General features: G+C 69.0%; 11 protein-coding genes. 8 read left to right on the forward strand and 3 right to left on the reverse strand.

Annotated elements, in window-relative coordinates:
* Positions 1–8 precede the first annotated feature (8 nt).
* Positions 9–887 (forward strand): carbonic anhydrase, encoded by an 879-nt coding sequence (locus J2X21_RS00180; RefSeq protein ID WP_310323416.1) that lies wholly within the window; start codon positions 9–11, stop codon positions 885–887.
* 153 nt (positions 888–1,040) lie between these two features.
* Here the strand turns inward: J2X21_RS00180 and J2X21_RS00185 are convergent, their stop codons facing one another.
* Genes J2X21_RS00185 through J2X21_RS00195 form a run of 3 tightly spaced genes read right to left on the reverse strand, consistent with a single transcriptional unit; the run spans position 1,041 to position 5,558 of the window.
* On the reverse strand, positions 1,041–3,356 hold the full coding sequence (locus J2X21_RS00185; protein WP_310323419.1) for an ATP-binding protein: 2,316 nt from the start codon (positions 3,354–3,356) through the stop codon (positions 1,041–1,043).
* Positions 3,357–3,391: 35 nt separating this feature from the next.
* Positions 3,392–3,976, reverse strand: a complete 585-nt coding sequence (locus tag J2X21_RS00190) for a chalcone isomerase family protein (RefSeq protein WP_310323421.1) — start codon at positions 3,974–3,976, stop codon at positions 3,392–3,394.
* A 25-nt stretch (positions 3,977–4,001) separates the two neighbouring features.
* Positions 4,002–5,558, reverse strand: coding sequence for a methyl-accepting chemotaxis protein (locus J2X21_RS00195; protein ID WP_310323423.1), 1,557 nt, complete (start codon positions 5,556–5,558; stop codon positions 4,002–4,004).
* Positions 5,559–6,029: 471 nt separating this feature from the next.
* Between J2X21_RS00195 and mraZ the strand changes: the two genes are divergently transcribed.
* From mraZ to mraY, 7 genes are read left to right on the forward strand one after another with little or no spacing between them, the layout of a single operon-like run.
* On the forward strand, positions 6,030–6,461 hold the full coding sequence (gene mraZ, locus J2X21_RS00200; protein WP_310325385.1) for a division/cell wall cluster transcriptional repressor MraZ: 432 nt from the start codon (positions 6,030–6,032) through the stop codon (positions 6,459–6,461).
* A gap of 8 nt (positions 6,462–6,469) precedes the next feature.
* A complete protein-coding gene (gene rsmH / locus J2X21_RS00205; protein WP_310325387.1) occupies positions 6,470–7,411 on the forward strand; it encodes a 16S rRNA (cytosine(1402)-N(4))-methyltransferase RsmH in 942 nt (313 codons plus the stop codon).
* 4 nt (positions 7,412–7,415) lie between these two features.
* On the forward strand, positions 7,416–7,679 hold the full coding sequence (gene ftsL, locus J2X21_RS00210; protein WP_310323425.1) for a cell division protein FtsL: 264 nt from the start codon (positions 7,416–7,418) through the stop codon (positions 7,677–7,679).
* Positions 7,676–9,460 carry a peptidoglycan D,D-transpeptidase FtsI family protein gene (locus J2X21_RS00215; protein ID WP_310323427.1) on the forward strand — a complete coding sequence of 595 codons (1,785 nt, stop codon included), beginning with the start codon at positions 7,676–7,678 and terminating at the stop codon, positions 9,458–9,460. Before ftsL ends, J2X21_RS00215 begins: the two co-directional genes overlap by 4 nt.
* Positions 9,461–10,927, forward strand: coding sequence for a UDP-N-acetylmuramoyl-L-alanyl-D-glutamate--2,6-diaminopimelate ligase (locus tag J2X21_RS00220; protein WP_310323429.1), 1,467 nt, complete (start codon positions 9,461–9,463; stop codon positions 10,925–10,927).
* A gap of 5 nt (positions 10,928–10,932) precedes the next feature.
* Positions 10,933–12,303 (forward strand): UDP-N-acetylmuramoyl-tripeptide--D-alanyl-D-alanine ligase, encoded by a 1,371-nt coding sequence (locus J2X21_RS00225; protein WP_310325389.1) that lies wholly within the window; start codon positions 10,933–10,935, stop codon positions 12,301–12,303.
* Entirely contained in the window at positions 12,293–13,471 is a 1,179-nt protein-coding gene (gene mraY / locus J2X21_RS00230) for a phospho-N-acetylmuramoyl-pentapeptide-transferase (protein WP_310323431.1), read from the forward strand. Before J2X21_RS00225 ends, mraY begins: the two co-directional genes overlap by 11 nt.
* The last annotated feature ends 103 nt before the right edge of the window (positions 13,472–13,574 follow it).

The raw sequence follows: 13,574 nt of genomic DNA on the forward strand, positions 1-13,574 counted from the left end.
AAGCCGGCATGAGGATTCGAACGCCCAGGCTCGTCGCTGCGCTGCTGTCGCTGGCCTGCGCCGCCCATGCCCAGGAGACCCAGGAGCCTGTGGAGGTGCTGCGCCAGCGGCTGTCCGAGCGGCTGGCCACGCCGGGTGCGGTCAATCCGCCCAAGCCGGTGCCGCGCGGGCGGGCGGCAGCGCCCAAGCCCGCGGCCAAGCCGCCGGTGCGCTGGGGCTATGCCGGCGACATCGGCCCGGACCGCTGGGCCGAACTGGCGCCCGAGTTCAGGCAGTGTGGCGTGGGCACGCGCCAGAGCCCCATCGACATCCGCGAAGGCGTGGCCGTTGACCAGGAGGCCATCGCGTTCGACTACAAGCCCGGCAGCTTCTCGGTGCTGGACAACGGCCACACGATCAATGTGCAGGTCGCGGCCGGCAGCGGCCTGACCATCATGGGCCGGCGCTACGAGCTGGTGGACTTCCGCTTCCACCGGCCCGGTGAGGTCCGCGTGGAAGGTCGGCAGTTCGACATGGCGGTGCATTTGATGCACCGCGACGCGCAAGGCCGGCAGGCCATCGTGGCGGTGCTGCTGGAGCGCGGCCCCGACGACCAGCCGCAGCCGCTGATCGGCCAGGTCTGGGGCAACTTGCCGCTGGAGCGCGGCGAGGCCTTGCAAGGCCAGGGAGAGCTGGACCTGAACCGTCTGCTGCCCGCCGAGCGCGGCTACTACACCTTCATGGGCTCGCTGACCACGCCGCCGTGCACCGAGGGCGTGCTGTGGATGGTCATGCGCCAGCCGGTGCGGTTGACGGCGCAGCAGATCGCGGTCTTCGCGCGCCTGTACCCGATGAACGCACGACCGCTGCAGGCCGGCTCTGGCCGGCTCATCAAGCAGTCGCAATAAGCCCCTCGCCCAGCCTTGCGTCGCTGAACGCGCGTAACTCTTGTCCGTCCCCCGCGGGGACGGCGATGCTCTCGGGGCGTGCCCCGCTCGCACATCGCCGGACGGGCCGGCTTGGGAGCGGCCCGGCGTTCGGCCCGCACACGCGGCGCGTTTTCAGCCCTTGTGCGTTCGTGCGCCTGACAGCCAGTCGTGCAGCGTCGCGAACAGCTGCTCGGCGACCACCGGCTTGGCGACATGGTCGTCCATGCCGGCGTCCAGGCAGCGCTGGCGCTCGTCGTCGAAGGCATTGGCCGTCATCGCGAGGATGGGCAGCGTGGCGCCTTGGGGCAGCCGGCGTATCGCGCGGGTGGCGTCCAGGCCGTCCATGACCGGCATCTGCACGTCCATCAGCAACAGCGCGTAGTCGCCGGACTGTGCCATGTCAACCGCTTGCTGGCCGTTCTCGGCCACGTCCACCGTCAGGCCCGCGCTGCCGATCAGCGCGACGGCGACCTCCTGGTTCACCGGGTTGTCCTCGGCCAGCAGGATGCGCAGCGTGCGGCTGTTGGCCAGCTCGGCCAGGCGTTCGCGCGCGGAATGCGAGCGGGGCGGATTGGCGGGGGCGGCGCCAGGCTGTGCGGAGGCGTCCAGGTCGATCGCGAACCAGAACGTGCTGCCCTGGCCGGCGGCGCTGTCCACGCCCACGCGCCCGCCCATCAGTTCGGCCAACCGGCGGCAGATGGCCAGGCCCAGGCCCGTGCCGCCGTAGCGCCGCGTCGTGGAGCTGTCGGCCTGCTCGAAGTCGCGGAACAGCCGTGTCTGCGCTTCGGCGTCGATGCCGATGCCGCTGTCCTGCACCTCGAAGCGCAGCGGCAGGCGGCTGCCCGTGGCAGGACCGGCGCTGCGCACGGCCAGTCGCACGAAGCCCTTGTCGGTGAACTTGACCGCATTGCCAGCGAAATTGAGCATGACCTCGGCGATGCGCTGCGGGTCGCCCAGCAGCTGGCGGCCGCGCAGCTCGGGCGCGATGTCGGTTTCGACGCGCAGCCGCTTGGCGGCGGCGGCCTGCGTGGTCATGTTGGCGATGTTGTCCAGCACCTCTTCGACCGTGAACGGGCGGCGTTCCAGCTGCAGCTTGCCCGCCTCGATCTTGGAGAAGTCCAGCACGTTGTTGATGACGCTGAGCAGATGCTCGGCCGCGTTGGCCACCTTCTGCAACCGCTGCTGCTGCTGGGGCTCAACGGTGTCGCTCTGCGCGAGATAGGTCAGGCCGATGATGGCGTTCATCGGTGTGCGGATTTCGTGGCTCATGTTGGCCAGGAAGGCGCTCTTGGCGAGGTTGGCGGCCTGCGCGGCCTGCGTGGCCTCGGCCAGTTCGGCGGTGCGGGCCTCGACCAGTTCTTCCAGGTGATGGCGGTAGCGCTCCAGCTCCAGCGCGTCGCGGCGCTGGCGCGAGATGTCGGTCAGGAAGCCGTGCCACAGCACGCTGCCGTCGGCCTCGCGCTGCGCGATGGCGTTGCCGTACATCCAGCGCTCGCTGCCGTCCGCCTGCGGCGTGCGGAACTCCTGCTGCCAGGGGCTGAGGTTGCGCGCCGACGCCAGCAGGCTGTCACGCACGGCGGCGCGGTCGTCGGGGTGGATGCGATCGAACCACGGCGCCGCGCTGTGGCTCAGCTCGGTGCTGCCCAGCAGGAAGTACTCGCGCGCCGCCTCGCTGATGTAGGCGAAGCTGAACTCGCCGTTGACCGGCAGGCGCAGCTGATAGACCACGCCAGGCACGGTCTCGGCCATGCCGCGCAGCCGCTCGATGAGCGAACGCTGCGCGTCGAACTGCTGCTGCAACGCGTCGCGCATGTGCTCCAGGTCGCCACCCAGCAGGCCGATCTCGTCCTGGCGGTTGTGCTCCAGCTTGGCGCTGAAGCGGCCCTGCGCCAGGTCATTGGCGAACACGCCCAGCTCGCGCAGCGGCCGGAACAGCCGCGAGTTCAGCAGCCACAGGATGACCGCCAGCGACACCAGCAGCTGGCCGCCCACCGTGGCGCCGTAGAGCCAGCGCTGGCGCATGACGGCCTGCGTGCTGAGATGGTCGTCGATCTCGATCTGGATGTGGCCGATGCGCGTGGCGCCACGCAGGATCTCGCGCTCGCCCACCAGCGTGCGGCCCAGGCGCCGTTCGGCCAGGTGGTTCTCGATGAAGGGCACGCCCTGCGACGCATCGCTGACGCTGACGCGCACCACCTCGGGTGACTTGACGATGGCCGACACCACCTCGCGTGCGGCCACCGTGTCCAGGTTCCACAGCAGCTCGGGCAGGCTGCTGGCCAGCACGTCCAGCTTGGCGTCCAGGTCGCGTTGCAGCGCCTGCTCGGCCACCTTGGCTTCGCGCAGGCCGATGAACAGGCCGCCCACCGCCAGCGCCGGCACCAGAAGCCCGATGCTGGCCCCGAGGGCCAGCACGGCAAACAGAGAGGAAGAAGGTTTGCGGTTCAAGATGCGGTCATGCGGGGCCCGTCAGGCGGACCGGGTCAGCTCTTGCCCAGCAGCTGCGGCTTCAGCGTGGAATCTACCGGCTTCTCGCCCAGCCAGATCTTCAGCACCGCGTTGTAGAAGGCGATGTCCTTCATCGGGTCGCCCAGGGGCTTGCCGTTGTAGGTCATGACGGTGCCGGTATCGGGCACCCAGTCCACCGTGATGATGTCGCCCTTCTTGCCCTGCGGGATGTTGACGAAGGCCTCGCCGAACTGCGCCAGCTGGTTGACGAACTTGGAGCGTTCGGCCTTGTCGGTGTTGGCCGTGATGCCGGCGATGAAGGCCTGGCCCAGTTCATCACCGGTCACCTCGCGCAGCAGCCCGAGGCTGAAGCGGCGCGGGCCGCTGCTTTCCAGCACGCCGGCGGGCGTGTCCTTCTTCTCGGGCAGGTACAGCACCAGCGCGTAGACCTTGAATCCGAAGCGCGTGCGCATGCCGGCGCCGTTGAGCTTCAAGTCCTTGCCGGCAACCTTGGCGCCGTCGTCGAACTTCAGGCCGCCCACCTCGATGGCCTGGGCGGAGCCGCCCATCGCCAGCGCAACGGTCAGGCCTGAGATCCAGCGCAGTGCTTGCTTCGTCATCATCGAGTCTCCTGTTCGGGTGATGTCAGCGCGAGGCTTCCAGCTTGAAAAGGCTGACGACTTCTTCGAGTCCCTGGGCTTGGGTGCGCAGCGAGTCGGCCGCGGCGGCTGCTTGCTCCACCAGCGCGGCGTTCTGCTGCGTGTTCTTGTCCATGTCATGGATGGTATGCGTGACGCGCTCGATGCCGGCACTCTGTTCGGCGCTGGCGTGCGTGATCTCGCCCATGATGTCCGTCATCCGTTGCACGCTCGCCACCACGCCCTGCATGGTGTTGCCGGCCTGGTCGACCAGCTGGCTGCCCTGGGCGACCTTCTCGACCGAATCGCTGATGAGGCGCTTGATCTCCTTGGCGGCGTCCGCGCTGCGGCCCGCCAGCGAGCGCACCTCGCCGGCCACGACGGCGAAGCCACGACCCTGCTCGCCCGCGCGCGCAGCTTCCACGGCCGCATTCAACGCCAGGATGTTGGTCTGGAAGGCAATACCGTCGATGACGCTGATGATGTCCACGATCTTCTTGGATGACGCGTCGATGCTGCCCATGGTCGTGACGACGCGAGACACCACGGCGCCGCCTTCGGCCGCCACCTGCGAGGCCGCCTGGGCCAGTTGGTTGGCCTGCTGCGCGTTCTGCGCGTTCTGCTGCACCGCATCGGTCAGCGTCTTCATGGCCGACAGCGTCTGCTCCAGCGACGCTGCCTGCGATTCGGTGCGCACCGACAGGTCCAGGTTGCCGCTGGCGATCTCGCTGGATGCCGACGAGATGGACTCCGTGCCCTCGCGCACGCGACCCACGATGCCCTTCAGGCTCTCGTTCATCTCGGACAGTGCCTCCAGCAGCTCGCCCGTTTCGTCGCGGCCACGCACCTCGATCTGGCTGGTCAGGTTGCCCGACGCCACCTTGCGCGCCAGCGCCACCGCGCCGCGCAGCGGCACGACGATGCCGCGCGTGATCAGCACGCCGGTCAGCACGCTGGCCGCGATGGCCGCGGCCGCCAGCGCGACCAGCATCAGCGCCGTCTTGCGGGCCACTTCGTCGGACTTGCGGCCGGCATCCTCCATCGCCGCATTGCGGTTGTCGACCAGCTTGTTCAAGGACACCATGTACTTGACCTGCGCTGCCCGCACGGAGAACTGGTACTTCAGCGGCGCGCCCTCGGTGTCGCCGGCCACCACCATCTTCACGAAGGCCTCCTGCGCCGGCATGAACTTGGCGCGCGCCTCCTTGACGGCCTTCATCTGCTCCAGGCCGGCCTCGTCGGTCAGCAGTGGCTCCAGCTCGGCCAGCGTCTTCTCGTTGGCGGCCAGCAGGGCGGCGACGTTGTCCAGCTCCTTCTTGATCTGCTCCTCGCCGGTCATGATCAGCGTGGTCATCAGGCTGCGCGACGCGTCGCCCAGTTCGCCCTTGGCCTTGTTGGCCAGCGCCACGGCCTTGTAGTCGCTGCTGAGCAGCTGGCCCACCTCGGCATTCAGCGTGCGGATGCCGAAGTAGCCCAGCGCGGCCATGCCCACGAGGCAGGCGATCACGACGGCGAAGCCGGCAGTCAGGCGTTGTCCGATACGCAGGCGGGACAGGAAGTTCATGGCTTGGCCCTGTTTTTGATGAACGGCGCTTCAAGCGACCCGCCAGCGACGTCGGGTGGGTAGCATGAAACCACCCGAAATTTCAGCAGAAACCGGTGTGATCACCGCCGTTGCGGGCGCCAGGCGTCAGGGCCCGCCGTGACTTGTGCAGCAAAACCCGGCGAGGCGTGTCGGACGGTGTTGCGCCTGGGTGCCGTCCGCCTCGCCGCCGGTGATGTTTACAGCCCGTGCTCGCCGCTACCCCCACGTATGCGGACAAACACGGTAGTTTCGCCTTCTTAGTTCAAGCAAAACTTCGCAATATTTCTCCAAGTCCTTATTTATCAAGGGAATTTTCGAGTCTGGCTGTATAAATTGACAGTCGAGCTAAGTGCTTGATTTCATTGAAAAAACTTGTGTGGAACCTTGACCCACCCTGGTGCGGGCATTAAAGTGGTGGAAAGTGTCGTTTCGTGGTGATAAGTGTCGGAAATCGTCTTTCAAGGAGCCTCCAACTTGGCGCTGGACGCCAAGGGGCGCCTGAGCGTTCCTACGCGGCACCGCGAGGTGCTGCAGCTGCTTTGCGAGGGTCGGCTGACCATCACCAAGCACCCCGACGGCTGCCTGATGCTGTTTCCGCGGCCGACCTGGGAGGCCTTCCGCGACAAGGTCGCCGCGCTGCCGATGGCGGCCGCCGGCTGGAAGCGCGTGTTCCTGGGTAACGCCCAGGACGTCGAGATCGACTCCGCCGCACGCGTGCTGATCGCGCCGGAACTTCGCAAGAGCGCCGGCCTGAAGAGCGACGTGATGCTGCTGGGCATGGGCAGCCACTTCGAGATCTGGGACACCGAGTCCCATGCCGCCCACGAGGCCGACGTGATGGCCGGCCCGTTGCCCGACGCGCTCAAGGACTTCAGCTTCTGATGGCCGCCATGGACGAGAACGCCACGTTCCGCCACACCACCGTGCTGCTGAACGAGGCGGTGGAGGGCGTGCTGGCGCGGCCGGAAGGCATCTATGTGGACGGCACCTTCGGTCGCGGCGGCCACTCGCGCCTGCTGCTGAGCAAGCTGGCGCCTGGGGGGCGGCTCATCGGCATCGACCGCGACCCCGAGGCTATTGCCGCGGCGGCAGCCATCGCCGATCCGCGCTTCTCCATCGTCCACAGCGGCTTTGCCGACATGGCCGATGCATTGGCGGATCTGGGTGTCCATCAGGTGGATGGTGTGCTCCTGGACCTGGGTGTGTCCAGCCCGCAGATCGACAACCCGGAGCGCGGCTTCAGCTTCCGCTTCGACGGGCCGCTGGACATGCGCATGGACACCACGCGCGGCGAGAGCGCGGCCGATTTCCTTGCGCAGGCGGATGAGCGCGAGATTGCACGGGTGATTCGAGACTATGGCGAAGAACGGTTTGCTGGCCAGATTGCAAAGGCGCTTGTTGCTCGCCGAGAAGCCGGTGCGCCGCTCACGCGCACCGACGAACTGCGCGAACTCGTGGCTCGCTCGGTCAAGACCCGCGAGCCCGGCCAAGACCCGGCCACGCGCACCTTTCAAGCCCTTCGGATTCATGTCAATGGCGAACTGGCCCAGTTGGAGCAGGGGCTGAATGCCGCGCTGCGGCTGCTGGCGCCCGGCGGCCGGCTGTCGGTGATCAGCTTCCACTCGCTGGAAGACCGCGTCGTCAAGCAGTTCATTGCCAGCCATAGCAAGGCCGAGGTGGACCGCCGCGCGCCGTTCGCGCCGCCGCCGCCGCTGGCGCTCAAGGCGCTGGGGCGCGTGAAGCCCAGCGAGACCGAGGTGCGCGCCAATCCGCGCTCGCGTTCGGCCGTGCTGCGCATCGCCGAGCGCACCGACGCGCCGCTGAAAGGCTAGCGGCGTGGTCAAGATCAACCTCATTCTCATCCTGGCCGTGCTGGCCAGCGGACTGGGCCTGGTGCACAACGCCTACGAGTCGCGCCGCCTGTTCACCGAGCGCGAGCGCGCCAAGGCCGAGGGCCACCGGCTGGCCGCCGACGCCGAACGCCTGAAGGCCGAGCGCCATGCGCAGGCCACCAACCTGCGCGTGGAGCAGGTGGCGCGCGAGCGCCTGGGCATGCGGCTGATCTCACCGGCGGTGGTTGCTTCGGGAGTGGCCCCGTGAGCAAGCAACCCAAGTCCGGCGCACGCCTGCTCGGCTCGGGCCGCGCGGTCAGCTACTCGACCAGCCCGCTGCTCGCGTCCAAGACGCCGCCGTGGCGCTCGCGCTTCCTCGTCGCGCTGGTGGGCCTGGCCTTCGCGGGCCTGCTGGGCCGGGCCGTGTACGTGCAGATCCTGCACACCGACTTCTTCCAGAAACAGGGCGAGGCCCGTTACGCGCACACGCTGGAGCTGCCGGCCAGCCGCGGCCGCATCAACGACCGCAGCGGCCAGGTGCTGGCCGCCAGCGTGGCCGTGCCGTCGATTTGGGCCATCCCGAAGGAAGTGGACGCCGACGCGGACAAGCGCCGCGAACTGGCCAAGGCGCTGGGCATCAGCCACAAGGAGCTGCAGGCCAAGCTGAACCCGGAGGCGCGCTTCGTCTGGCTCAAGCGGCTGTCCGACGACGACACGGCCGCCAAGGTCAAGGCGCTGAAGCTCAAGGGCGTGTTCCAGGACCGCGAGTACCGCCGCAAATACCCCGAGGGCGAGGCCGCTGCGCATGTGGTGGGCTTCACCAATGTCGAGGACAAGGGCCAGGAGGGTGTGGAGCTGGCGTTCCAGAAGGAGTTGCAGGGCCGCGATGGCTCGCGCTCCGTCGTGCGTGATCGCCTGGGCCGTGTCGTGGAAGACATCGGCGACATCGTGCCCGCCGCCAACGGCCGCGACGTGGATCTGGCCGTCGACTCCAAGGTGCAGTTCTTCGCCTACCAGCGCATCCGCGACGCGGTGGCTGCCAACAAGGCCAAGGCGGGCTCGGTGGTGGTGCTGGACGTGCAGACCGGCGAGGTGCTGGCGCTGGCCAACTTCCCGAGCTACGACCCGGGTAACCGCCAGAACCTGTCCGGCGAGCAGTTGCGCAACCGCGCGCTGACTGATGTGTTCGAGCCCGGTTCGACGATGAAACCGTTCATCGCCGGCCTGGCGATGGAGACCGGCCGCGTCACGTCGCGCACGCTGGTGGACACCGGCAACGGCCGCTACCCCTTCCAGGGTGCCGTCATCAGCGACACCAAGCCGCACGGGCTGATCTCGGTGCACGAGGTCATCCAGATGTCCAGCAACATCGGGACGACCAAGCTCGCCATGCAGATGCCGGCGCGCGAGATGCACGAGATGTTCACGGCCATCGGCCTGGGCCAGCGTCCGCAGATCAGCTTCCCCGGCGCGGTGAGCGGCAAGCTGCGCCCCTACAAGACCTGGCGGCCCATCGAGCAGGCGACGATGAGCTACGGCTACGGCCTGTCGGCGTCGCTGTTCCAGCTGGCGCGTGCCTACACGGTGTTCGCGCGCGACGGCGAGATCATCCCGGTCAGCATGCTGCGCCAGCCGCATGACCACCCGGTGGCCGGCATCCGCGTGTTCAGCCCCGAGGTCACCCGCGAGCTGCGCAGCATGCTGCAGGACGCTGCCGGCCCCGCCGGCACCGCGCGGCTGGCCCAGGTGCCCGGCTACAGCATCGGTGGCAAGAGCGGCACGGCCCACAAGCAGGAGGGCCGCGGCTACGTCAACAAGTACCGCTCGTGGTTCGTGGGTCTCGCGCCGATCAACAAGCCGCGCATCGTCGTCGCCGTCATGGTGGACGAGCCCAGCACCGGCGTCTATTACGGCGGCGCCGTGGCCGGTCCGGTGTTCAGCCAGGTCACCGCGCAGACGCTGCGCCTGATGGGCGTGGCGCCGGACCTGGACGTGAAGAGCCAGATCGTCGCCAACCAGAAGGCGGTCCCCGTGGAGGAGAGCTTCTAAATGCTGACCCGCCTGAAGTCTCCCGAAGCCGCCGCGCGCTGGCTCACCGAATGGTGCACCGGCACGCTGCGCACCGACAGCCGCCAGGTCATGCCCGGCGACGCCTTCATCGCCTGGCCCGGCTACGCACGCGACGGCCGCGAGTACGTCGCCGCGGCGCTGGCGGCGGGCGCGGCCACCTGTCTGGTGGAAGACGCCGACGTGGACCGCTTCGGCTTCACCGACGCGCGCGTGGCCTCGCTGCCCGGCCTGAAGGCCCGCACCGGCGAGATCGCCGCGACCTTCTTCGGCAACCCCACCGACAAGCTGGATGTCATCGCCGTCACCGGCACCAACGGCAAGACCTCGTCGGCCTGGTGGATCGCGCAGGCCTCGGCCGTGCTGAACAAGCGCTGCGGCGTGGTCGGCACGCTGGGCATCGGCGAGCCGCCCAAGCTGGACTACAACGGCCTGACGACGCCCGACCCCGTGCTGCTGCAGGCCGCGTTCGCGCGCATGCAGCAGGATGACTTCGCGGCCTGCGCCATCGAGGCCAGCAGCATCGGCATCGTCGAGAAGCGCCTGGCCGGCACGGCCGTGCGCGTGGCCGTGTTCACCAACTTCACGCAGGACCACCTGGACTACCACGGCGACATGGACGCCTACTGGGTGGCCAAGCGCGCGCTGTTCGGTTTCCCGGGCCTGCGCGCGGCCGTCGTCAACCTGGACGACGCCAAGGGCGCCGGCCTGGCGGCCGAACTGTCGGCGCTGGATGTGTGGACCACCGGCGTGCAGCGTCAGGACGCGCGGCTGACCGCGCGCGGCCTGCACTACACCGGCGAGGGCCTGGCCTTCACGCTGCACGAGGGCGCCGACGCCGTGCCGCTGCAGACCGGCCTCATCGGCGACTACAACGCCGCCAACCTGCTGGGCGTGGCCGGCGCGCTGCGCGCGCAAGGCCATTCGCTGGCCGACGTGGCCCGAGCGCTGGCGCGCGTGACGCCGGTGCCGGGGCGCATGCAGCGCGTGGGCAATGGCCGCGAGCTGCCGCAGGTGGTGGTGGACTACGCACACACGCCCGACGCGCTGGACAAGGCGCTGTCGGCGCTGCAGGGGCTGGCGACCGCGCGCGGCGGCGAACTGGTCTGCGTGTTTGGCTGCGGCGGCGATCGCGACCGTGGCAAGCGTCCGCAGATGGGCGCCATCGCCGCGCGGCTGGCTGGCCGCGTGGTCGTCACCACCGACAACCCGCGCACCGAGGCTGCGGCGCAGATCCTGGCCGACATCACGGCCGCGGCGCCGGCGGCCACCGTCATCGAGGCCCGCGAGGAGGCGATACGCGGGGCCATCGCCGAGGCCGGTGCGCGCGACATCGTGCTGATCGCCGGCAAGGGCCATGAGGACTACCAGGAAGTGATGGGCGTGCGCCGGCCGTTCTCCGACGTGGCCGAGGCGCGCACCGCGCTGCTGGAAAGGGCCGGGCTGTGAACTTCATGACCCTGGCCGAAGCCCAGGCGCTGCTGCCCGGCTCCACGCTGGTGGGCGACGGCGCAACCGCCTTCGCCCGCGTGCACAGCGACACCCGCACGCTGCAGCAGGGTGACCTGTTCGTCGCGCTGCGCGGCGAGCGCTTCGATGCCAACGACTTCATTGCCCAGGCCGCCCAGGCAGGCGCCGTCGCGGCGCTTGCCGAGCGTAACCTCGGCGCGCTGCCGGGCCTGCTGGTGCCCGACGCCAAGGCCGCGCTGGGCCAACTGGCCGCCGCGTGGCGCCGCCAGCAGCAGCTGCCGGTCATCGCCGTCACCGGCTCCAACGGCAAGACGACGACGACGCAGATGATCGCCAGCATCCTGCGCGCCTGGGCGGGTGACGATGCGCTGGCCACGCAGGGCAACTACAACAACGACATCGGCGTGCCGCTGACGCTGATGCGGCTGCGCCATGACGATGAGTTGAGCCACCGCGCCGCCGTCATCGAGCTGGGCATGAACCACCCCGGCGAGATCGCGCCGCTGGCCGCGATGACGGCGCCCACGGTGGCGCTGGTCAACAACGCGCAGCGCGAGCACCTGGAGTTCATGGCCACCGTCGAGGCCGTCGCACGCGAGAACGGCGCCGTGCTGCAAGCGCTGTCGCCCAGCGGCTGCGCGGTGTTTCCGGCCGACGATGCCTGCGCGCCGGTGTGGTTCCAGATGGCCGGCACGCGCCCGCATTTGACCTTCGCGCTGCACGGCGAGGCCGACGTGACCGGCGAGGCGCAATGGCAGGGCTCGCACTGGGCGCTGGAGCTGCACACGCCGGCCGGCACGGTGCCGGTCGCGCTGCAGATGGCGGGCGAGCACAACGTGCGCAACGCGCTGGCCGCCGCCGCGTCGGCGCTGGGCGCGGGGGCGCCGCTGTCGGCCATCCAGCGCGGGCTGGAGGACTTCCGCGCCGTCAAGGGCCGCAGCGAGTTGAAGCGCGATGCGCGCGGCCGCCCGCTCATCGACGACAGCTACAACGCCAACCCCGACAGCGTGCGCGCCGCCATCGCGATGCTGGCCGCGCTGCCCGGCGCCGGCTGGCTCATCCTCGGCGACATGGGCGAGGTGGGCGACCAGGGCCCGGCCTTCCACCGCGAGGTGGGCGCCTACGCAGCCGAGCTGGGCATCGCCCATCTGTGGACGGCCGGCAGTGCCGCCCGCGACGCGGCGGCGGCCTACGGCCCGAACGCCCGCGCCTTCGACGCCACGGCCGCGCTGATCGCGGCCCTCAACGAACAACCCGACGCAGCCCAGACCCTGGTCAAGGGCTCGCGCTTCATGAAGATGGAACAAGTGGTCGCCGCTCTCCAGAACAACGCCGGAGGCCCGCATGCTGCTTAGCCTCGCCCAATGGCTGCAGGGCCTGTACCCCGACCTGGGGTTTCTGCGCATCTTCCAGTACATCACTTTCCGCGCGGTGATGGCCGCGATGACGGCGTTGCTGATCGGCCTGGCCTTCGGCCCCTGGGTCATCCGCAGCCTGACGGCGATGAAGATCGGCCAGCCCGTGCGCAGCTACGGCGTGCAGGCTCACCTGGCCAAGACCGGCACGCCCACGATGGGCGGCGTGCTCATCCTGATCGGCATCGGCGTTTCGACACTGCTGTGGTTCGACTGGAGCAACCGCTTCGTCTGGGTGGTGATGATCGTCACGATGGGCTTCGGCGCCGTGGGCTGGGTGGACGACTGGCGCAAGGTGGTCGACAAGAACCCCGAAGGCATGCGCAGCCGCGAGAAGTTCTTCTGGCAAAGCCTGATCGGCCTGTTCGCGGCGCTGTACCTCGCGTTCAGCGTATCGGAGACGAGCTTCCTGGGCGTCGTGCAGCTGTTCTTCCGCTGGGTGAGCAGCGGCTTCTCGACCGAGCTGCCGCCCAAGGCCGACCTGCTGATCCCGTTCTTCAAGACCATCTCCATGCCGCTGGGCGTGTGGGGCTTCGTGGCGCTGGCCTATTTCGTCATCGTCGGCACCAGCAACGCGGTGAACTTCACCGACGGCCTGGACGGCCTGGCCATCATGCCGGTCGTGATGGTCGGTTCGGCGCTGGGCCTGTTCGCCTACCTGACCGGCTCGTCGGTGTTCTCCAAATACCTGCTGCTGCCCTACATCCCGGGTGCCGGCGAGCTGCTGATCTTCTGCGCCGCGATGGCCGGCGCAGGCCTGGCCTTCCTGTGGTTCAACGCGCACCCGGCCCAGGTGTTCATGGGCGACGTGGGTGCGCTGGCGCTGGGCGGCGGCCTGGGCACGCTGGCCGTCATCACGCGCCAGGAGATCGTGCTGGGCATCATGGGCGGCATCTTCGTCGCCGAAGTGCTGAGCGTGATGATCCAGGTCAGCTGGTTCAAGTTCACGAAGGCGAAGTTCGGCGAAGGCCGCCGCATCTTCCGCATGGCGCCGCTGCACCACCACTTCGAGAAGGGTGGCTGGAAGGAGACGCAGGTCGTCATCCGCTTCTGGATCATCACGATGCTGCTGTGCCTCGTCGGCCTGGCCAGCCTGAAGCTGCGATGACGGCCCACCCCCGATGCGCTTCGCGCCTCCCCCTCAAGGGGGCGCCCCGAGTGGCCTGGCAAAGCCAGTTCCACCGGGGCCGCTTGGCCGTGCACTCTTTCGC

Origin of the sequence: Roseateles asaccharophilus, assembly GCF_031458115.1 — a bacterium.
Classification (GTDB): domain Bacteria; phylum Pseudomonadota; class Gammaproteobacteria; order Burkholderiales; family Burkholderiaceae_C; genus Pelomonas; species Pelomonas asaccharophilus_A.

Bases quoted from the DNA above. Each gene is read 5' to 3' on its own strand.
- J2X21_RS00195 (WP_310323423.1), bottom strand. From the start codon at position 5,558: ATGAACTTCCTGTCCCGCCTGCGTATCGGACAACGCCTGACTGCCGGC.
- J2X21_RS00190 (WP_310323421.1), bottom strand. From the start codon at position 3,976: ATGACGAAGCAAGCACTGCGCTGGATCTCAGGCCTGACCGTTGCGCTG.
- mraY (WP_310323431.1), top strand. From the start codon at position 12,293: ATGCTGCTTAGCCTCGCCCAATGGCTGCAGGGCCTGTACCCCGACCTG.
- J2X21_RS00225 (WP_310325389.1), top strand. From the start codon at position 10,933: ATGACCCTGGCCGAAGCCCAGGCGCTGCTGCCCGGCTCCACGCTGGTG.
- J2X21_RS00180 (WP_310323416.1), top strand. From the start codon at position 9: ATGAGGATTCGAACGCCCAGGCTCGTCGCTGCGCTGCTGTCGCTGGCC.
- J2X21_RS00220 (WP_310323429.1), top strand. From the start codon at position 9,461: ATGCTGACCCGCCTGAAGTCTCCCGAAGCCGCCGCGCGCTGGCTCACC.
- rsmH (WP_310325387.1), top strand. From the start codon at position 6,470: ATGGACGAGAACGCCACGTTCCGCCACACCACCGTGCTGCTGAACGAG.